This is a genomic window from Dysgonomonas sp. HDW5B (assembly GCF_011299335.1).
Taxonomy (GTDB): domain Bacteria; phylum Bacteroidota; class Bacteroidia; order Bacteroidales; family Dysgonomonadaceae; genus Dysgonomonas_A.
Genome location: NZ_CP049858.1, coordinates 2,674,877 through 2,695,612, shown reverse-complemented (window position 1 = coordinate 2,695,612; position 20,736 = coordinate 2,674,877). Strand labels below are relative to the sequence as shown.

Annotated in this window: 17 protein-coding genes and 1 tRNA gene; 10 read left to right on the top strand and 8 right to left on the bottom strand. The window is 36.2% G+C overall.

The features are described from left to right. Positions 1 to 3 precede the first annotated feature (3 nt). From G7051_RS11075 to G7051_RS11035, 9 genes are all read left to right on the top strand, one after another. Positions 4 to 630, top strand: coding sequence for a DapH/DapD/GlmU-related protein (locus G7051_RS11075; RefSeq protein ID WP_166200297.1), 627 nt, complete (start codon positions 4 to 6; stop codon positions 628 to 630). After that, the gene (locus G7051_RS11070; protein ID WP_166200295.1) at positions 609 to 1,583 is read left to right on the top strand and encodes a glycosyltransferase; all 975 of its coding nucleotides are present in this window, start codon (positions 609 to 611) and stop codon (positions 1,581 to 1,583) included. The genes G7051_RS11075 and G7051_RS11070 overlap by 22 nt, the downstream gene beginning before the upstream one ends. Before the next feature lie 8 nt (positions 1,584 to 1,591). Continuing rightward, positions 1,592 to 3,037: a lipopolysaccharide biosynthesis protein gene (locus tag G7051_RS11065; protein WP_166200293.1), complete on the top strand. Its 1,446-nt coding sequence runs from the start codon at positions 1,592 to 1,594 to the stop codon at positions 3,035 to 3,037. Continuing rightward, positions 3,037 to 4,167 carry a glycosyltransferase gene (locus tag G7051_RS11060; protein ID WP_166200291.1) on the top strand — a complete coding sequence of 377 codons (1,131 nt, stop codon included), beginning with the start codon at positions 3,037 to 3,039 and terminating at the stop codon, positions 4,165 to 4,167. Before G7051_RS11065 ends, G7051_RS11060 begins: the two co-directional genes overlap by 1 nt. 7 nt (positions 4,168 to 4,174) lie before the next feature. Then, positions 4,175 to 5,080, top strand: a complete 906-nt coding sequence (locus G7051_RS11055; protein ID WP_166202766.1) for an SP_1767 family glycosyltransferase — start codon at positions 4,175 to 4,177, stop codon at positions 5,078 to 5,080. 104 nt (positions 5,081 to 5,184) lie between these two features. Next, positions 5,185 to 6,333, top strand: a complete 1,149-nt coding sequence (locus G7051_RS11050) for a glycosyltransferase family 4 protein (protein WP_166200289.1) — start codon at positions 5,185 to 5,187, stop codon at positions 6,331 to 6,333. A gap of 4 nt (positions 6,334 to 6,337) precedes the next feature. Beyond that, the gene (locus G7051_RS11045) at positions 6,338 to 7,183 is read left to right on the top strand and encodes a glycosyltransferase family 2 protein (protein ID WP_166200287.1); all 846 of its coding nucleotides are present in this window, start codon (positions 6,338 to 6,340) and stop codon (positions 7,181 to 7,183) included. Between the two features lie 70 nt (positions 7,184 to 7,253). Next, entirely contained in the window at positions 7,254 to 8,438 is a 1,185-nt protein-coding gene (locus G7051_RS11040; RefSeq protein WP_166200285.1) for a glycosyltransferase family 2 protein, read from the top strand. Positions 8,439 to 8,444: 6 nt separating this feature from the next. Continuing rightward, positions 8,445 to 9,584, top strand: a complete 1,140-nt coding sequence (locus G7051_RS11035) for a hybrid sensor histidine kinase/response regulator (RefSeq protein WP_166200283.1) — start codon at positions 8,445 to 8,447, stop codon at positions 9,582 to 9,584. Positions 9,585 to 9,667: 83 nt separating this feature from the next. On the opposite strand, the gene G7051_RS11030 is transcribed toward G7051_RS11035, so the two are convergent. Further along, positions 9,668 to 10,603 (bottom strand): UDP-glucuronic acid decarboxylase family protein, encoded by a 936-nt coding sequence (locus G7051_RS11030; RefSeq protein ID WP_166200281.1) that lies wholly within the window; start codon positions 10,601 to 10,603, stop codon positions 9,668 to 9,670. Between the two features lie 354 nt (positions 10,604 to 10,957). On the opposite strand from G7051_RS11030, the gene G7051_RS11025 reads away from it, so the two are divergent. Beyond that, positions 10,958 to 12,265 (top strand): UDP-glucose/GDP-mannose dehydrogenase family protein, encoded by a 1,308-nt coding sequence (locus G7051_RS11025; RefSeq protein ID WP_166200279.1) that lies wholly within the window; start codon positions 10,958 to 10,960, stop codon positions 12,263 to 12,265. Between the two features lie 547 nt (positions 12,266 to 12,812). Here the strand turns inward: G7051_RS11025 and G7051_RS11020 are convergent. The 7 genes from G7051_RS11020 to G7051_RS10990 form a co-directional block, all read right to left on the bottom strand. Then, positions 12,813 to 12,900: transfer RNA gene (locus G7051_RS11020), tRNA-Ser, on the bottom strand. 98 nt (positions 12,901 to 12,998) lie between these two features. Next, a complete protein-coding gene (locus G7051_RS11015; protein WP_166202763.1) occupies positions 12,999 to 15,887 on the bottom strand; it encodes a PD-(D/E)XK nuclease family protein in 2,889 nt (962 codons plus the stop codon). Between the two features lie 112 nt (positions 15,888 to 15,999). Further along, entirely contained in the window at positions 16,000 to 16,587 is a 588-nt protein-coding gene (locus tag G7051_RS11010) for a hypothetical protein (protein ID WP_166200277.1), read from the bottom strand. A gap of 22 nt (positions 16,588 to 16,609) precedes the next feature. Next, positions 16,610 to 18,151, bottom strand: a complete 1,542-nt coding sequence (locus G7051_RS11005; RefSeq protein ID WP_166200275.1) for a PKD domain-containing protein — start codon at positions 18,149 to 18,151, stop codon at positions 16,610 to 16,612. A 16-nt stretch (positions 18,152 to 18,167) separates the two neighbouring features. Then, positions 18,168 to 18,767, bottom strand: a complete 600-nt coding sequence (locus G7051_RS11000) for a hypothetical protein (RefSeq protein WP_221412906.1) — start codon at positions 18,765 to 18,767, stop codon at positions 18,168 to 18,170. Between the two features lie 464 nt (positions 18,768 to 19,231). Next, a complete protein-coding gene (locus tag G7051_RS10995; protein ID WP_166200273.1) occupies positions 19,232 to 20,203 on the bottom strand; it encodes a phospholipase A in 972 nt (323 codons plus the stop codon). A 78-nt stretch (positions 20,204 to 20,281) separates the two neighbouring features. Then, complete coding sequence (locus G7051_RS10990) at positions 20,282 to 20,734, bottom strand: YkgJ family cysteine cluster protein (protein ID WP_166200271.1); 453 nt, start codon at positions 20,732 to 20,734, stop codon at positions 20,282 to 20,284. Positions 20,735 to 20,736: the final 2 nt, after the last annotated feature.

Here is a 20,736-nt window from a genome sequence, read left to right as displayed (position 1 = left end):
TATATGGCACAAATATCATTAAAAGAAAAAATTAAGAACAGCCCCCAATTAAAGAGGCTGGTCTTGAATCTAATAATGCATCCGGTAAAAACCCGACCTCGTTGGACTACACGGTTGTTTCAGTTCCTGTATCTTAAAAGAGGGAAGAAGTCGGTTATATACAGAAGCGTCAGAAAAGATCTGGTTCCGTTCAATAATTTTTCACTGGGACGATATTCGGTTATAGAAGATTATTGCACTTTAAATAATGCTGTAGGGGACGTTACCATAGGTGATTATACTCGTATCGGAATGTCGAATACAATTATAGGTCCTGTACAAATAGGCGATAAAGTGAATCTTGCACAGAACATAGTGGTATCGGGTCTAAATCACAACTTTACAGACGTAAATACTCCAATATCAGATCAGGGGGTTGCAACTAAACCTGTAATTATAGGAAATAATGTATGGATAGGTGCGAATGTAGTGATATTGCCGGGAGTAACCATCGGAGAACACGTGGTTATAGGTGCAGGCAGTATTGTTGCCCGCAACATACCATCCTATGCGGTGGTCGTAGGTAATCCGGCACAAGTAGTTAAAGAGTACGATTTTGAAAAAAAGCAATGGGTAAAGAAACTACAGTAATGACTTTGCCAAAAGTAAGCGTCATCATTCCGGTATATAATACCGAAAGATACGTAACGGCAGCTATTGAGTCTATTTTAGAACAGACTTTAAAAGATCTTGAGATCATTGTCATCGACGATGGTTCGACCGATTACAGCCTCAAACTTGTTTCGCAGATAGCTGCCCTAGACAAGCGGATTCAACTATTTTCTAAAAAAAATGAAGGTCCTTCCGAAGCTCGAAATATGGGACTTAAGATAGCAAAAGGGCAGTACATATATTACATGGATAGTGACGATTTACTTGAAAAAGATGCTTTATGGACTTGTTATGAGAGGTGCGAAAAGAATAAGCTCGATTTTGTTTTCTTTGATGCAACTGCATTTAAAGAAGATCTTACCGAGTCGGTTAATGATTACTATACACGATCAGATATCTTAAAAGAAGAAACTATTTATAAGGGAGACGAGGTATTATCGTTGCTAATGGATGTCAACCTCTACCGATCTGCGGTATGGCTTTGTTTTGTTCGGCGTGAGTATCTGGATATCATCGGTTTGCGTTTTTTTCCGGGAATTATTCATGAAGACGAATTATATTCGGGCATTCTGCATATTAATGCACAGAATGTAGGATATCTCCCCATACCTTTTTTCAGACGGAGAATAAGACCTAACTCTATCACATCGAACAAATTTTCGACAAAAAATATGTCTTGCTACTATGTTGTTCTATCGGAGTTAATGAAATATGTCGATAAGGAAAACGGCAAGCACAAACCGATAATAGACAAATTGTGTGCATATATTCTCAATCCTGCTATTTACAGGGCTTCGGCTTTCTCTTTTCTCGAAAGACTGGGGCAACTACACTATTGCATAAATAACGGATTGATGAAATACATCACAACTAAAAACAAACTACTCTTACTATGTCCTTTTCTTATAAAAGTAAAATCTCTTATTAAATAATACTTTGGATGAACAACGTAGCTAAACAACTTTTCTCGGGAGTGTCGTATACGGCAGTATCGCAATATCTGGGGATATTTATATCTCTGGCTATTTCAGGTATACTGGCGCGACTAATCTCGCCAAAAGAGTTTGGTATTGTAGCTGTTGCCACCGTATTGATTACATTTTTCGGCATATTCAGCGAGTTGGGTATTGCTCCCGCAATTATTCAGACCAAAAATTTATTGAAAGAAGATTTGGATAAGATTTTCTCTTTCACGATATGGGTAGGGTTGGCTATATCTATTATATTCTTTTGCTCTTCGTGGCTCATTGCCGGTTATTATAATAATACTAAACTGATATCGGTCTGTCAGCTATTATCTGTAAATCTTCTTTTTGCGGCGGTAAATATCGTACCCAACGGATTGATGTTTAAGAACAAAGAATTTAGGTTTATTGCCATACGAAGCATAATTGTACAGTTGGTTGGTGGAACGGTAGCTGTATTTGCTGCCTTTATGGGAGCAGGAATATATGCTTTATTAATCAATCCGATATTTTCGAGCATATTCATATTCTTGTTCAGCTACCACCGTTTTCCTCTAAAACCTCTATTTACTTTGGGATTAGATTCCATGAAAAAAATATCATCGTTCTCACTGTATCAGTTTTTCTTCAATGTAATCAATTACTTTAGTCGGAATCTTGATAAATTGTTAATAGGAAAATTTATGAATCTGGCACTTCTTGGGTACTATGATAAGTCGTACCGATTGATGATGCTTCCTTTACAAAATATTACAGCCGTTCTAACCCCTGTAATGCACCCTATACTTTCTGACTTTCAAAACAACCTGTCTCAACTGGAACGATCGTATCTGAAAATAATTCGTTTACTGGCTTTTATAGGATTTCCTCTTTCTGCCTTCCTTTGGTTTTCTGCTGAAGAAATTATGTTGCTGGTTTTCGGGAATCAATGGGAACCTTCGGTACCTACTTTTCAGATTTTAACTCTGTCGGTAGGAATACAAATTATATTATCTAGCTCTGGACCTGTTTTCCAAGCGGCTAATGCTACAAAGGTATTGTTTATAAGCGGTTTACTTTCTGCCATACTCAATGTAGCGGCTATTCTGATAGGTATTTTTGCCTTTAATAGCCTCAATATTCTCGCCATGTGCATTTGTATATCGTTCCTCATCAATTTTGTTCAATGCTATACCCTCATGTATCATGTAGTATTTAAAGTAAGTATGACTCAGTTTTGGAAACAGTTTTTATCACCTATTGCACTTACGGCATTGTTGATAGGATGTTCACTGGCTATCAATCATCTCATACCCCATTTACATTTGTTAGTAAGCCTCATCATAAAAGCAATTATTTATACTAGTGCATTTGTGCTATACATACATTTGACTAAAGAGCTGAATATAGTGAGTTCAATAAAATTATTAAAGAAAAAGTAATGAAAGGACTATTTCTTATATTTCACGGAATGGAGTCATACAATGGTATCAGTAAAAAAATACGTTATCAGGTCGATGGATTTAAGCAATGCGGTGTAAACATGCAACTGTGTTATATTGATATAGACAGCGCAGGAAATCAACGGAGAATGATAGATAACGATGTAATAGAAAGTTTTGATCATTCGTTGAAAGGCAAGTTCAAAAAGTGGACTGACTATTCTGCCATTTTGGAGTATATCGAAAAAAATGCAGTTGAATTTGTTTATATACGATCGTATCATAATGCCAACCCTTTCCTTATTTCGGCTGTCAAACACTTAAAGAAAAAAAAGGTAAAGGTCGTACTTGAAATTCCAACATACCCTTATGATCAGGAATATAGAGGAGCTACCCGGACTATGAAATTTCAGTTAATGATAGATCAGTATTTTCGTAAGCAGTTAGCAAAGCATTTATATGCAATAGTAACTTTTTCGGATCATAAAAAAATATTCGGCACTCAGACTATAAACATTTCCAACGGAATTGATTTCAATGCAATACGTATGAAAAGCGATGTGAATGATACAAGCCATGAATTACATCTGATTAGTGTAGCCGAGATACACCCCTGGCATGGTTTCGACCGACTAATTGCCGGACTTGCCAACTATTACAAAACAGAGAGAGATTATAAAGTATATTACGACATAGTTGGTTACGGGGTTGCAGCCTATATTGAAGATCTGAAAAAAATGGTCGAAAACAACAGTTTAGGCCAATATGTAAGGTTTCACGGATCGCAGTTTGGTGAACAGCTCGACAAGCTTTTCGACAATTCGGATATAGGAATAGCTAGCTTAGCCCGTCACAGAAGTAATATAACACACCTTAAAGCTCTAAAAAACAGAGAGTATGCAGCACGGGGGATTCCTTTTATATATTCTGAAATAGATGATGATTTTGAGGCAATGCCCTATGTATTTAAAGCTTCGATGGACGAAAGCCCTATAGATATAGATAGCCTGATTGAATTTTACAGAATGGTGAAAAAAAAACCTTCCGAGATCAGGCAATCTGTACATTTTTTGAGCTGGGAAGTACAAATTCAAAAAGTAGTGAATGCCATATATCATGTAATCCCTTAAACATAAAATCAGTATGAAAGAACTATTTGCACAACTAAAACATAAAATACAATACAATTTCACTATGGAGTTGTATAATTTTCTATATTATTTTCACCCCAAACAAAGGGTTATTCCCAATGTAATATCCATTGTCGAGACTCTTGAGAAAATTGAGTCTGAGAAATGTTCTGCAAGCCGTTTTGGAGATGGAGAAATGTTAGTTTTAGCAGGTTATCCCATCCGTTTTCAGAAAGCTGATGCACGACTGTCTAAAAAGTTGATTGAAGTTATAACAAGTCAAAACGATAAGCATTTGGTTTGTATATCCGATACCTTTACTGACCTAAATCGTTACACCCGCAGTGCAACCCGATTTTGGCGAACTCACTTTTGCCTCTATGGTAACCTATGGGATAAATACCTAAAACCCCAATCGTATTACAATACCTTTATTACAAGACCCTACATGGATTTTAAATCGAAAGATGAGTGTGGTCTTTGGTTCGATTTATTAAAAAAAATATGGAACGATCGGGACATCGTTTTCATTGAAGGTGAAAAAAGTAGATTAGGTGTCGGGAACGATTTATTTGCAAACGCAAAGTCTATAAAACGAATTCTTTGTCCGCCAACCAATGCCTTTGATAAATACGATGAGATTGTGTCGGAAGCTATGAAACAGAAGTCTGACACACTATTTCTTATTGCTCTTGGACCAACGGCTACGGTGCTGGCGTACGATCTTTTTAAAGCTGGTTATCAGGCAATAGATGCCGGGCATGTAGACATTGAGTACGAATGGTTTAGGATGAAAGCAACAAAAAAAGTGAAAATAAAATCGAAATATGTAAATGAGGCCTTTGCCGGAAATAAGATAGATGACAGTGGTGATATAGAATATAATAATCAGATAATCTGTACCATTAAATAATGGTCTCAAACCTTTTTATTGATCTGGTAATCATAATAACTAAAGACAGTTATGTTGATTAAATATTTCATTAAATATTTAACGCTACTTAAAAATAGCATTATATGAAAATAGTCTATTATTTACCATCGTTATATATGTCGGGAGGATTGGAGCGAATAATTACCTTTAAAGCTAATTATTTTGCCGATAATCTGGGCTATGAGGTTACTATTCTGACTTCCGAGCAGAACGGAAAAGAACCTTATTACAAACTTTCGTCCAAAGTAAACCATGTTGACTTATCCGTTTGTTTTGACAGGACTGAGAAACATCAATCTTATCTGTTGAAGGTGGTCCAATACCCATTTAAGTATTATTTGTTTAAAAAGAGATTCAAACAATTTTTACTGCAATACAAACCTGATATAACTATTTCAACATTACGCAGGGAGCTTAATTTTCTGAATACTATTAACGATGGTAGTGTGAAAATCGGCGAATTTCATGTGACTCGCTATTCATACCATACAAACCTCGTAAAAGGAGGTAATCCGATAAAGAACTTTCTGAAAAAAAAATGGGACAAGCAATTTTTGGACAATCTGAGTAAGCTCTCCAGGTTTGTTCTGTTGACGGAGGAGGAAAAAGCCAATTGGCCCGAACTGTCAAACACGATGGTGATAAACAACCCCCTACCCTTTTTTCCCGATACAACTTCCGATTGTACGAATAAAAAAGTGATCGCTGTGGGTCGTTACTCTTATCAAAAAGGGTTCGATATGCTTATAGATAGCTGGAAATTGGTGAACGAAAAGCATCCCGAGTGGTCGTTGTCTATTTATGGCGAAGGCGACAGAGAATCTCTGATGAATCAGATCCTGAAATTAAATCTCGAAAAAAGCTGCTTCTTAGAAGAACCGGTTACAACTATAACAGATAAGTATGTCGAAAGCTCTATATTCGTGCTAAGCTCTCGTTTCGAAGGCTTTGGTATGGTTATCGTCGAAGCTATGGCATGCGGAGTTCCACCTGTGTCGTTTGCATGCCCCTGTGGACCAAAGGACATTATCAAACACGAAACGGACGGTTTATTAGTCGAAACAGGAGATATAAAAGCACTGGCATCGTCTATTTGCTTATTGATCGAAAATGAAGAAATGAGAAAAAACTTGGGAAAACAAGCCCGTATCAGTTCAAAACGTTTTGATATGGAAACCATCGGCAAGCAATGGAAAAGCTTATTTGAGTCGCTAACAACTTCTAAAAATTAATGTTATGACTTGGTATTCAAAATACTTAGAGGTCTTTGAAAAACCATTTTCAGAGATTGATCCTGATCTGGTACTAAAAATAAAAGAAAAGGTAACCCGACTGCAAAGCAATGCTCCACTAGTTTCGGTTGTTATTATTGCCCATAACGAGGGCAGCAGATTATTGAGTTGTATTTGGTCACTAGTTGATAACGTTCATGATTATCCGATTGAAATTATAGGTATTGATAATTGCTCAACAGATAATACAAAGGAGGTTTACAAATCAGTAGGAGTAAATTATTTCTACGAAGATAAACCGGGACCGGGATATGCCCGTCAATGCGGCTTGGATCATGCTAAAGGAAAATACTATATATGCATAGATGCAGATTCGATATACCCTAAGGAATATATCCGAACCATGATATCCGAGCTTAGTAACCCGTCTATGGTTGCTGTATTCGCGTTGTGGAGTTTTATTCCCAATAAGAAAAACACGAAATTTAAACTTACAATATATGAGTTTATACGTGATATACACCTCCGGATTCAAACCTTTAAAAGACCCGAATTATCGGTACGAGGAATGGTGTTTGCATTCGATACTTCTTTGGCTAAACAAATTGGATTCAGAACTGATATTCGCCGAGGTGAAGACGGATCGTTATTACTGGCAATGAAGAAATCGGGTAAAGTAAAACTGATCTTAAACCCCAAAGCAAGGATAATGACATCTAGCGGAACTTTAAATACCGACGGATCACTCCTCAGCAGTTTGGCTAAACGTATCAGCAAAGCAACTAAAAACCTGTCGAATTATTTTACGAAAGAAACAAAGTATACCAACGAAGATTCAAATATGCTCTAATGAATCTAATACTATACTTGAACAAACAATAAAACCTCAGACCTAAACTTTCTAAAAAAAAGATTAATATATGATACTAATCGATGTGTTTTGGATTTTAGCCTTCCTTATATTCTACACTTATCTGGGATATGGTATTTTACTGTGGGCACTCGTGAAAATAAAGGAACTGATATTTCCATATAATAACGAAACAAAAGAGACTTACAACTACCCCGAAGCTACACTTGTTATAGCAGCCTACAATGAGGAGGACATCATCGACATGAAAATGAATAATAACCTCGAACTCGATTACCCACAAGGCAAGTTACATATTGTGTGGGTTACCGATGGTAGTACGGATAGAACTGTGGAACGATTAAAAGAATATTCGAATATAGACATATATCATATCGACGAACGAGGGGGAAAAACAAAAGCTATAAACCGGACTATGCCTTTCGTTAAATCGCCAATATCTGTTTATACGGATGCAAATACGCTATTAAACAAGCAGGCAATCAAAGAAATAGCAAAGAAATTTGATAATCCTAAAGTAGGTTGCGTAGCAGGAGAAAAGTGTATTGCGGTAGAAACCCAAGATACAGCTTCCTCAAGCGGCGAGGGCTTTTACTGGCGTTACGAATCTAAATTGAAAGCTCTCGATTCGAGGCTATACTCGACCATAGGAGCAGCAGGCGAACTTTATGCCATCCGCACTTCTCTTTTCAAGCCACAACCCAGCGATGCTCTGCTTGATGACTTTATGCTTTCGATGGAAATTGCAGCTGAGGGATACAAAATAGCGTATTGCCCCGAAGCATATGCAACTGAATCGGGGTCAGCTGATATGAAGGAGGAAGAAAAGCGTAAAGTACGAATTGCCGCCGGAGGCTTACAGTCAACATGGAGGCTTCGTAAATTACTCAATATCTTCCGTTACGGAATCTTGACTTTTCAGTATGTTTCACATCGTGTACTTCGTTGGACTATAACACCAATTGCGTTGGTGCTTTTATTTCCATTAAACCTTCTTATTGTTCTAATGACTGAAGGCAGTCATCAAGACCTATATTTACTGTTATTATTACTTCAAGCCTTATTTTATATACTGGGATTTTGGGGATACCTTTTATCTAAACGAAAAATAAAGAATAAAATCCTGTTTATACCCTATTATTTTATATTTATGAACATCAGTATGTTTAAAGGAGTTTCCTATTTAATCAAAAAGAAAAGTGGGGCTTGGGAAAAATCAAAACGCAAAAAATAACCAATTATGAAAGTAATTAATTCAAAATACAAGATATTGATAGTTGATGAGTCTGAAGAACAACTTCTGGAGCTTGAGCAGGTTTTAATAGATCAAAAGTTTACAGTTCTTAAATCACAAAGTGGAAAAGAAGCTATCAAAATATATCGCAAAGAGCGTCCGGATTTGGTTATTTCAGAGATTTCAATGCCTGATATATCCGGATTCGAAATATGTAGTTACATCCGTAAAAATCCTAATAAAAAAAGGATACCTATAATTTTTTTAACAACATCTACAGATTCTAATGATATAATAGAATCTTTTAAAGTTGGTGGAGATGATTACGTGGCAAAACCATTTAACTTCGATGTATTAATGGCCAGAATAAACCATCAATTATCGATGCTGGTAGCTAAAAGTATTATTATAGAAAAAAACAGAGAACTCTACAATACGGTTATTGCCAGAGATAGAATGTATTCGGTAATTGCACACGATCTCCGATCGCCGGTTGGCACTATAAAAATGATAATGAACTTATTGACCGAAAACACGGTTGACAATATAGTAGAGGATACTTTATACAGAATGATTCGCGAAGCAAACTTTATAACAGAAGAACTCTTCATGCTGTTAGACAACTTACTGAAATGGGCAAAAAATCAATCGGGGAGCATGACTCCAATATTTCAGGAAATAGACTTGGTTGACATTACAAAAGGGGGAGTTGAATTATTCAGGAAAGTGGCGATTGTAAAAAACATTCAAGTAGAGTTTAATACTATACCTATGGCTATGGTTAACGTAGATATAGAGATGACAAAGAGTTGTATACGTAATCTAATGAGTAATGCTTTTAAGTTCAGCTATGAAAACTCGAAGGTCGTAGTATCGCTTAGTGAGGAGAAAGATTATTTCAGAATAGCAATCCAGGATTTTGGATGTGGAATGAATGAAGAGGAAATCCAAAAACTATTAAATCCAAAAACTCATTATACCAGCTATGGCACTGCTAAAGAAGAAGGATCGGGCTTAGGTCTTCTACTCGTGAAGGAATTAATTACTAAAAACAAAGGTCATCTCGGTTTCAATTCCATTAAAGGTATTGGTTCGACATTTTATATTCTTATACCAAAACTTCAGCCTAAAAAATTAAAGTTATAAAACGATCTGTTACTGACAAATACCTACTTTATATAAATAAAGTAGGTATTTGCTATATATTACATAAAACTAAGCAATATGCATTAGATTATTTTCTTAAAATATTCAATGGTTGCAAGAAGCCCTTCCCGAACAGGAACTTTCGGTTCCCAATTAAGGACTTGCTTAGCCAATGAAATATCCGGTTTACGTTTTCTTGGATCGTCAAGGGGAAGATCACTGAATACGATTTTAGATTTTGAGTTTGTAAGTTCAATAATCAAATTTGCCAAATCAACCATTGACATTTCATTTGGATTACCTATATTAACAGGTCCTGTAAACGAATCGTTGGTTGCCATCATTTTCACCATGGCATCAATCAGATCATCAATATACTGAAAACTACGAGTTTGGGAACCATCTCCATATATTGTGATATCCTCACCTTTGAGAGATTGGATTATAAAGTTAGATACTACGCGCCCATCTTCTGGATCCATATTAGGACCATAGGTATTAAAAATACGTATTAACTTTATTCTCACATTATTCATCCGATGATAATCCATAAATAATGTTTCGGCACAGCGTTTCCCCTCATCATAGCATGAACGAATACCAATAGGATTTACATTCCCCCAATAACTTTCAACTTGAGGGTGCACAGCAGGGTCACCATATACTTCACTAGTCGAAGTCTGTAATACTTTAGCCCTTGTCCGGCGAGCCATATCCAGTGCATTAATAGCTCCCATCACTGAAGTTTTAATAGTTTGAACACCATCAAACTGATAATGTGTAGGTGATGCAGGACAAGCCAAGTTGTATATTTCATCAGCTTCGAGTGAGTAAGGTAGAACCACATCGTGCCTCATCACTTCAAAAGAAGGGTTATCAAACAACTGAGCTATATTATCTTTTGTGCCTGTAAAAAAATTATCCATGCAGATTACTTCATTATTCAATTCCAGTAGTTTCTTGCATAAATGCGAACCTATGAATCCGGCTCCGCCTGTAACCAAAATCTTCTTTTTCATATAGTGTATATTTGTAAATTATGAGTTGTGGGAAAGTTAATACAATGCTATACTAATGCAGTATAAATTAAAGGTCATTTTAATAGTAACATACAAATAAACAATTTATTGCATAAATTGTTCTATCTTATGGTAACTATTATCTAATTACATAAAAACATGAATATAATTAAATCCGTTATCATTATTCGATCTTGAAATTTTCAGATCTATTATTGGTGAAACGATTGTATATTGGGAATATCAATCTTAGGTCGATAAAATCACAAACTTATAATTCTTACAAGAATAATCCCCTTTTTTCGAACTAAAGCTAAATTACTTTATTGTATAACATTATATATTTAAAAACGTATGAATATCGCAATCGTTGGAAGTGGCTACGTCGGTTTAGTAACAGGAACCTGTTTTGCTGAAATCGGAGCAAATGTAACATGTATTGATATTGATGAGAATAAAATAAAGAATCTAAAACTTGGAAACATTCCGATTTATGAACCCGGTCTAGAAGCCATGATTAAGCGTAATGTAGAAGCCAAGAGACTAAATTTTTCCACTGACCTGGCTTCTGTTATGGATCATATCGATATAATTTTTATTGCCGTAGGAACCCCTCCGGATGAAGACGGAAGTGCTGATCTTAAATATGTAATAAATGTTGCCCAGGCAATTGGTGCCAATATGAAAAACTATCTGGTTGTAGTAACAAAAAGCACAGTACCGGTAGGAACTTCAATAAAGATAAAGAATACCATTCAAGAACAATTGGACAAGCGTAACTTAAGTATTGAATTTGATGTTGCCAGTAATCCAGAGTTCTTAAAAGAAGGAAACGCCATTGACGATTTTATGAAGCCTGATAGAGTTGTTATCGGTATAGAGTCGGAAAGGGCTAAAAAAATCTTAACTCGTCTATACAAATCAATGCATCTGAATACATTCCGAGTTATCTTCATGGATATAGCATCTGCTGAAATGACCAAATATGCAGCTAATTCGATGTTGGCCACAAGGATAAGTTTTATGAATGAAATTGCAAACTTATGCGAGCTGGTAGGAGCGAATGTGAGTATGGTTCGAAAAGGTATGGGAAGTGATAATCGTATTGGAAGTAAATTTCTCTACTCTGGCTGTGGTTATGGAGGATCGTGCTTTCCGAAAGATGTAAAGGCTTTGATAAAGATAGGACATTTGAATGATTCTGAAATGCAAATCCTTAATGCCGTAGAGGCTGTTAATGAACAACAAAAGAACATCTTATTTAAAAAATTCCAAAATCATTTCGGCGGAAAAGTTAAGGATAAAAAAGTTGCAATTTGGGGATTGTCTTTTAAACCAGAAACTGATGACATGAGAGAGGCACCTTCAATTAATTTAATGAAAAGTTTACTTGATGTGGGATGCTCTATAACCGTTTATGATCCCATTGCCATGCCCGAATGTAAGCGAATAATGGGTAATAAAGTAAAATATGCAAATAATATGTATGATGCCGTGATAGATGCAAATACAATATTTCATGTTACAGAATGGAAGGAATTTCGTTTGGCTAGTTGGGAAGCTATTAAACGCTCCATGGCAACAGACCCATTACTTATTGATGGACGAAATGTATTCTCGAAGGAAGATATTGCTGGTATAAATTATATAAGAATAGGTTAAACAATTGCATAATGACTCTATTTATATATGTAACCAAACATACAAGAAAGTTTAGAAGACTGGATTGAGGACAGTTTAACAGTGTTGTTAAAAAATATGATGGCGTTTCAACAACATAAATAATGTACCTCTAAACGTCTTGATGCAGGTTTTGATATGGGAAAGGTAGGCAGTTCTGTATGCAGTATTTCAGATAAAGATATATAATGTAATATATAGGTTCAATAGCCAAGTTTATAACTTAACAGGTGAACTAATGTGATTAGCTGCATTTGGAAAACCAATAGCATGTAGTAACCTGTTCTTGACATTCTGAAAGTATCATTAAAAAGGAATAGGTGTATATCCCAATTTAAAGAATGGTATCAATTGAAAAAAGAATAAAAATTATATGATGGACAGCTATAAACCAATTTCTGACAATAGGCTACTCAGCTATGTTATTTTTTTTTGGGGGGGACTTCTATATTAAATGAATACAAAAGAAAAGTTCCACAAATCAGTGATTTGTGGAACTTTTCTTTTTGGGCTTATTTATCTAGCCTTTTGGCGGAGAGAGAGGGATTCGAACCCCCGGTACCTCGCAGTACAACGGTTTTCAAGACCGCCGCAATCGACCACTCTGCCATCTCTCCAGTGCTTCTAAACAGAGGACTTTTCCTCAAAAGCGTTGCAAAGATATGCACTTTTTTCTAATTCCAAAATATTTGCATCATTTTTATTTAAACGAACTCTATTTTTTACAAATATTGGTAAAATTACACCATTCACAAGGCTTTCCTATTGTAGTTTGAGTAAATTGAGTATCTATAGAAAATATTTCTTCTAAACATGAATCAAAATGTTCTTTGAAATCGTCTCTTAACTCAGAAAAATCTGTGACAATATTTTTGTCTATTCGTGTAGGTCTATGCTCTACTGCCGGACTAAAACTTGAATCAAATAGATTACGCAGATAATATATTCCGGGTTCTAATATCACATTGGGATATTCGAGCATATACAGATGGGCATACATAAACACTTGCATTACTGCTTTTGGACGATCTTTTGCATCCTTATCAAAAAGATGATCCATATCCTTAAAAGTAAGTACACCTTTTCCTGTTTTATAATCAATGATACGAGTATGACCTCCCACCTCATCTATCCGGTCAATAAAGCCTTTCAGTGAAACTGTTCTACCTGACGGCAAGGCATAATTTACCATGATCCTCTTCTCGGACTCTACATAAATAAAAGGAGTCAGTTTTGCGTCTGTAGCCAAAACCTTCTTCACATATCGTTTAATAACCTCTCCTGTCAAGAAATTTTGACCTGTAAGTTTTTTGAGCTTGCCCGATTTAAAGTAATTTTCGGAGAATGATCTCTCAATAGTTTCAGAAAGAAGCTTATCATCTTTAGATATTTTATGCAATAAGTCGGCGGTTACCAATTTACCTTGAAAGGGCTGATACAACCATTCTACTACCGAGTGAAATATACTTCCAAATGTGCTGGCTTCGATTGTCTCGGCAATCTCGTCCTCCTCCTGCATACGTTCCACTACCGAAAAGTAGAATTGCAAAGGACAGTCTAAATACATATTTATAGCACTTGCCGACAGGCTTCGCTCTCCTGTAAGGAATGCACTTAGCTTACCAATTATCTGAGGAGTTTTGGGTATAGAGATAGATACACTTTCGTTTGACGAAACTTCATAAACCGCCAAACGTTCACGTATATCAAACATCTTAGAATATAAATGTTTGAGTTGATAAAAATAGCGGCTTACTTCACCTCCTTGCAAACCTTCGGTTCGAGTATCATAGAGAAGGTAAATTCGCTTAGCACGATTAATCAGGCGATAGAAATGGTATGCAAAAATACTATCCTGATGTTCATAGGTAGGTAATCCAAAGCCTTTACGAAGGTTATAAGGTATAAACGAATTAGCTCCCTTTTTCATTGGGAAGATACCTTCATTCATCGACAACATAATCAGGTTATCAAAATCCAAAGCACGTGTTTCGAGTACACCCATTACCTGTAATCCAGATAAAGGTTCGCCACTAAACGGAACTGTTATACCTACAATCAGTTTTTTCAGTAGCTTGAAATAAGTATCCACAGACATCTCTGCATCCACATTTTTCAAAGCATCCTCCATCTTATTGATGGTTTTATAATATTCTATGACAAACTCACATTCCATATCTATAGATCGGGTGCTGGTATCATCATCGTTTTTATCTAATCGGGATAAAGACAGCGATCGCTCCAACAACGACAATATATCCCTCAGGTAAGTTGCCGTATCACTCCAATGTTCCAAAGGCTTAAAAATAAGACTTAGCAAGGGGTGAATACTAAGTTCCTCAACAGATACTAGTATCTTATTATACTTTATGATATCACTACGCAGAGACTTTACCTCATCTCCTGCAACTCTTGTTATATAACGATGATTAAGAATGGATAATACAAAACGGTAATAATATCCGGGATTGCCTGCAACAACCCGTATATTTCGTTGCAGTTCGAATATATGATCCATCAATCCGGCAATAGACGAATTTACAAGACCATACCCCATAGTAACATTAATCTTGTCTATTTCTTCGGGAATGGAGTACAAGGTAGGAAGCAGCAAATTTTCGTCAGGCAATACGAGCGCTGTCTTCAGAGCTTTATCTGGAGACATTATTTGCTCCTCATCGATGAGCTTCTTTAAAATTGTATGTATATATTTTGCCTGACCAACAACCGAGGGAATACCGATAACTTCTAAAACGGGCTTTTCCATTTCCAAAACCTCCGGTTCTAACATCAATTGGGAAGGAAAAAGCATTCTATTCTTATCAATAAAAAAAGAGGCTTTATTATCAGGGTCTTTAACGAGTGAGGAAGAGTAATCCCAATAGAAATCAGCAATTCCCCTACCCTGTAAATATTTCAACAGTTCTTCTTCAGACTTGCTATGCCCGTTTAATCCGACAAATATAATCCGATCAAAAGGAAGTATAATTTCTTCTTTGGCCTTAGCTTTTTCTGCAACTTCCCGAAAAATCATTCCTTCATATGCCAATCCATTTGCCCGCAACTCGTCTCGTAGCGATGCATATAATGCAAATAAGACCTGCCACATCTCCAGAAATTCTTTTTTACGATCGCTCTCCCCTATCGGAATAAAGCTTGACCAAAAACGACGGATAGCAATAATCTGCTCTTCGGTGAGATAACTAAATCCGGCATCAATCTCCTTTAAATCCTGTATGTTTGAAAACAATTGTTGTGCATCGACAAGGTATTTATCTACGTCATCGAAATCATTGAGCAACATCTCTCCCCAGAAAAGAAATTCATCAAAAGTTTCTAGTGAACCACTTACCTTCTTATAAATATTATACAGCATAAATAGCTGTTCTATACGATCAGCTGTATTTAATCCACTTAAACGGCTGAATAAGTCGGCAATGGTTAATATTTCGGGCGAAAATATCGGTTTACGGGCAATCTCCGAAAGGTATTTCTGAAAAAATAATCCTGCACGACGATTGGGGAACACAAATGTAAAGTTACTTACTTCTTGTCCATACTGTTTGTAATAAACCTGTGCCACATTATAGAGAAAAGGGATCATATCTAGAAGCTTTTGAACAAAGATACATCCTTTATCGACATGATTAAACAAAAAAAACTGCCTCATAGATACAATCTAAAGGCAGGAAATACTTTATTTACAGAATAAAGTTCTATTTAGTTACAAAAACGACATTCATATAACTATCATAATTGGCCTTACTGAGAACAGTATAATTCATAACTCCACTTGGATTTATACTATTTATACGAATTATATTGGGATCATGGTATGTCACATAGTAGTACAAACTGGAGGGCGACGTATAATGAGGAATTATAGCCGGTGCACCAGTACTTGCATATCCCGGCGATGCATACTGATCTTTATAAATCTGGAATAAATCAAGATTGGTAGTTACCCCTACTGATGTTGTAGGAATATTTATAGATGGCATATAAAAGAAATAGTGACCAAATTCTGTCAAACACGTCCATAACGGACTTGCTTCTGTTCCCACATTCTGTGAGATACAATTCAAATCAGAATCATAGACTAAAAGACTTTGTGCCGGACTACTGATTGCCAACTTCTGAGAAGTTGTTAAACTAGGCATTAAGAAGCCTTTATCGGTTGATGTTATATCTAAAACCGCACTTGGATCCGGATTCTCGTTATAAATTCCAACCTGAGAGTAACATGTCATACTCATAATGAGTAAAACGAATATATTTAATATTTTCTTATATAAAGCAGTCATATCAATAAACTCTTTAGAATAATTATCTTAAGGACTTCGTATCCGAATTCAACAAATTAGTTCGGATCATTCGATTAGTTTTCACTGAACATTCCACAATATCAGCAACTACTGTTATTGTTTCCAATGCAGTCCCATTTGCCCGACGAGGAGTTATAACTACTGTATAAGCTCCTCCATTTGCATAAGTATGCATTTGGTTATATTCGGTAACACCATTTGTAACCGATTGCCCAATTACAGTATTTCCATCGCCAAAATCCCAATCGAGCGTAGCAGTCAATCCCGCAGTATCATCTATCTGAATCGATATTGATGCCGGATGCCCTGCGCAACTAAATGCTGCCACTTCGGGCTCATACCTAAACCAAGATGCAGCAAACGAAGGCAAACCGATTGCCGAAGAACCCGGAAGCAAAAAACTATTCGGAAGCTGGTATATTTTAAGATCGGCAGGCGTATTAGGGTTTGTTATTACATAAAGAAAAGAGTTTTGAAAAGCAGTAACATAGATCCGTCCGTCCAGAGCTAGTTGTAGACCATTAACCTCAACTCCAAAGTTAAATTGTCGTACAGGTGCAGCACCAGCATTAGTGCCCGGCCAATTCAATATAACATCAAGTTCATAAACAAAAAGTTTTTGGCGTCCTCCAACATATAAATATTGCATTGATGGTGAAAATTCGATACCATAAGGTTCATCCTCTCCATCTGTTGCATAATCAATATATTTAAGATTGCTAAATTGTCCTGTTGCAGCGTTAAAGTCGCCAAATACGACATACTGATCATCATCTGCCCAGGCAAAATGTTTACCGTCTGCACTAAACTTAATGTAACCACATGAATTACCCGGTGTGATAGAAAATCCCGGCATTGAAGTTACAACCGGAGAAGCGGGTTGAGGACCGGAGCTACTTACCAACCAAGCATTAAAGTATACCGTACTGCCTCTTCCGGGAGCAACTATCCAATAGTCGGTACCATTGGCATGAAGTATCGAAGTGACACTTTCGCCAGTTGTACCTGAAGCTCCCGTAAATTGAATATTTTTTTGAGCAGGAATAACATCCCCTAATGGATTAGCAATCGTGCCGTTTCCGGGCAAAGTCATATCTATCACAGAATAATACGGAGGATGCGATGCGGCACCCGCACCTATGGATACATTAATATATCTTTTATTTTGTCCCGGATAAGGCAATATAATACCCGACTGGGCAGAAGAAATATCCCCTTGAAGCCCACTTCCATTAGGCATAATGGTGTTAGATCTATCCCAGATACGTTCTCCATCGGAATAAAAAAGTAATAATCCCTGATCTGTAGATAATGAAAAACAGCCTTCAACAGTAGATATTTGTGATGGTATTACTGTAGGTAATTCACTTAGAACTACACTTCCCCCGGTAGTTCCTCCAACGGGAGTCCCAGTAAGACTTCTAGTTGTATTCCATGTAAGACCGCCAGTATAGCCAAAGAACCAGTTGCTGGCTTCGCGCTGAGCAGAAACATTAATGCTACCTAAAAGTAAGAAAGTATATATAAAATATTTGAGTTTCATTTGTTACTAATTTCAATTATTTAACGGCGAATACTACGTTCATAAACGAATCATAAGCTGCAGCCTGTATGACATCGTAAGTCATAACTCCACTAGCATTTATACTCGTAATATTCAAGACAGATGTGTCGTATTGTGTAACATAATAATACAAATCTGTGGGAGATGGAAAATACGGCAGACCTGCCGGAGCTCCCGTACTTACGGCAGTAGGAGTTCCAAATTGTTTTTTATATTCGTCATACAAATCCAAAGTTTGATTGGTTGCAACAACAGAAGCGTCTACAGCAACTGATGGCATATAAAAAGTTTTTGTATGAGTATCCAGAGCCATCAAACAGACCCAGAGCGGACTAGCCGAAGTACCTGCGTTCTGAGAGATACATTTGCGGTCGGTATCATATACCAATAAACCCACAGCCGGATTAACTATTGCATTCTTTTGAATCGTAGTCATTCGTGGTAATAATACTCCTTGATTATTACCGGGGCTCTGTACGTCTAAAGCTGAACTAGCATGAGGAGTTATTGTATTTATTCCCACTTGTGAATACAAAGGGGAGGAACATAATAGCATTACAGCTATTATATAAAAGAATCGTTTACCTAAAATCATCTTTGTCACTCTTAATATTGTTGTTAATGTTATTTTTATTTCTATTTTTCCGTCCTATTGTATAATAGTTTCTAAGTCTGACCAACCAGAAAAAGCAAGGGGTTATTGTAAATTTGAGTCTATTATTTCCAGACGTATTTTCACACAAAAATAACACTAAATACAACTCCCACACTGACACAATAGAATCGACATTACTATAAAAAAAGTTAAAGAAAGCATTCTAAAATAAAGACAAAAAAAACAAATCTTCTAAAACCCCTTCTAAAAAGTAGCATTTCTTTTTATAACAAAAGACTTATAAAGAAAGTTCAAGACTACCATTCCTTCTATTGATGGCTTATAGAAATTTCCCATGAGCACTACACCTCATTTATGAAAAAAAATACAGCTATTAAAACTGAGTTTTAATAGCTGTACAATATATCGATTTGAGGATTACTACCTCTGAAAAAAATTTAACCCTAGTATATAAATCTGAAGTTGGGCTTAATTACGAATCCCAGACGAAAACGCTGATGGTATTGATCAAAATCCAGTAAGCCTTCTCCATAACCATCGTAGTATTCAAAAAACAAATACTGATTTTCATCGTGAAACAGTCTATATGCAAAATTAACTGTAACATTGGCATTTAAGACAGCCCCTCCACGCTTGTTTACAACTAAACTTGCATTAAATTTTTGTTTCTGATTATAACTTAATGCGGAAGTCGCCCATCCCCTATATCTTACAATATTCCGATTATTTTCTCCATCAACAATAGGTATCCAGACCTTAGTAAAATAAGACCAGTGAGGATTAATTTTGAACTGCCCTGAAAAACTAACCTTATTCCAGCTGCGTGAAGCGTCGCCATCCTTTCCATTTGATTCATGTTCCATCTGGAAAGCAATTTCTCCTAGGTATCTGTTTTTATATACCAAAGGCTTAGCTAAACCGATAGTCGGATTGAAATTTATATCTCTGAAAGGAAACGACTCTTGAAATACATCCCAAAATGCCAATTGAGTATATGTTAAAAACAAATACGTTCGGAAGGGCAGTATACTATTAGTCAAACGTTGAGAAACGCTTATCTGAAATTTCGCATCCGAATTATAACGATCGGGGTTACGAAACAATTCAGTACCGATAACAACATAATTATCTTTATAGATTCCAAATGAAGGAGAATCATCAAACGCCTTAATCAAACTATCTGCAACAAATTCAGGATCAGGCCTAAAAACAGAACTCAAAACCTGATCGGCTTTTTGATTAAAGCGCGACTGAGCTGTAGAGTCCGGAGCAAACAAGCCTTTACACTTATATTTTTTATACTCTCGAGGTTCTGTATGGTCTCGTAGCTCCTGCCCCAACAAGACAGCAATATTAGTAACAGTAAGCAAAAATAACAAAAAAGCTATCTTACTAGTTTTATTTATGTTATACATTTTTTTCGGTTCCAATAACTAGGTATGATTAAACTGGTAAAGTTATGAATCTATATCACGCAAACAAAGTCAGATGGTCTAATTTTTCACAAGTTCTTTTAAAACCTCATAGGCAATAGGACAAGTTTGTGTATTTCTGACAGTTAATTTATATATTTGACTAAATTTCTTTCTATCGGTATGAGGGTATTCCCTGCATGCTTTGGGACGAGCTTCGTAAATTGAGCAGTAATTATCAGGCATAAGAAAAGGACAGGGCATAGACTGAAATACATAATCTCCATCCTCATCGATCTTTAAATAATTAGCGACAACATCCGAAGGCTTCATTCGAAGAGCCTTTGCCATACGATCAATATCTTTATCGTAAATAGCAGGACCTAGCGAACGGCAACAGTTTGCACATTGTAGACAATCAATCTCTGACGAAAAACGATTATGCAACTCGTGTACAATTGTATCCATCTTATCAAGCCTCTTTTTATTCTTCTTAAAATACAAGAGGAACTCAGAGGTATCTTTCTCTGCCATAG

What these genes read in the sequence shown, in the direction of transcription:
- G7051_RS11075 (WP_166200297.1), top strand. Translation starts at nt 4, where the DNA reads ATGGCACAAATATCATTAAAAGAAAAAATTAAGAACAGCCCCCAATTA.
- G7051_RS11060 (WP_166200291.1), top strand. Translation starts at nt 3,037, where the DNA reads ATGAAAGGACTATTTCTTATATTTCACGGAATGGAGTCATACAATGGT.
- G7051_RS11005 (WP_166200275.1), bottom strand. Translation starts at nt 18,151, where the DNA reads ATGAAACTCAAATATTTTATATATACTTTCTTACTTTTAGGTAGCATT.
- G7051_RS11025 (WP_166200279.1), top strand. Translation starts at nt 10,958, where the DNA reads ATGAATATCGCAATCGTTGGAAGTGGCTACGTCGGTTTAGTAACAGGA.
- G7051_RS11040 (WP_166200285.1), top strand. Translation starts at nt 7,254, where the DNA reads ATGATACTAATCGATGTGTTTTGGATTTTAGCCTTCCTTATATTCTAC.
- G7051_RS11070 (WP_166200295.1), top strand. Translation starts at nt 609, where the DNA reads ATGGGTAAAGAAACTACAGTAATGACTTTGCCAAAAGTAAGCGTCATC.
- G7051_RS11035 (WP_166200283.1), top strand. Translation starts at nt 8,445, where the DNA reads ATGAAAGTAATTAATTCAAAATACAAGATATTGATAGTTGATGAGTCT.
- G7051_RS11010 (WP_166200277.1), bottom strand. Translation starts at nt 16,587, where the DNA reads ATGACTGCTTTATATAAGAAAATATTAAATATATTCGTTTTACTCATT.
- G7051_RS11000 (WP_221412906.1), bottom strand. Translation starts at nt 18,767, where the DNA reads ATGATTTTAGGTAAACGATTCTTTTATATAATAGCTGTAATGCTATTA.
- G7051_RS11065 (WP_166200293.1), top strand. Translation starts at nt 1,592, where the DNA reads ATGAACAACGTAGCTAAACAACTTTTCTCGGGAGTGTCGTATACGGCA.
- G7051_RS11015 (WP_166202763.1), bottom strand. Translation starts at nt 15,887, where the DNA reads ATGATCCCTTTTCTCTATAATGTGGCACAGGTTTATTACAAACAGTAT.
- G7051_RS10995 (WP_166200273.1), bottom strand. Translation starts at nt 20,203, where the DNA reads ATGTATAACATAAATAAAACTAGTAAGATAGCTTTTTTGTTATTTTTG.
- G7051_RS11045 (WP_166200287.1), top strand. Translation starts at nt 6,338, where the DNA reads ATGACTTGGTATTCAAAATACTTAGAGGTCTTTGAAAAACCATTTTCA.
- G7051_RS11050 (WP_166200289.1), top strand. Translation starts at nt 5,185, where the DNA reads ATGAAAATAGTCTATTATTTACCATCGTTATATATGTCGGGAGGATTG.
- G7051_RS11030 (WP_166200281.1), bottom strand. Translation starts at nt 10,603, where the DNA reads ATGAAAAAGAAGATTTTGGTTACAGGCGGAGCCGGATTCATAGGTTCG.
- G7051_RS10990 (WP_166200271.1), bottom strand. Translation starts at nt 20,734, where the DNA reads ATGGCAGAGAAAGATACCTCTGAGTTCCTCTTGTATTTTAAGAAGAAT.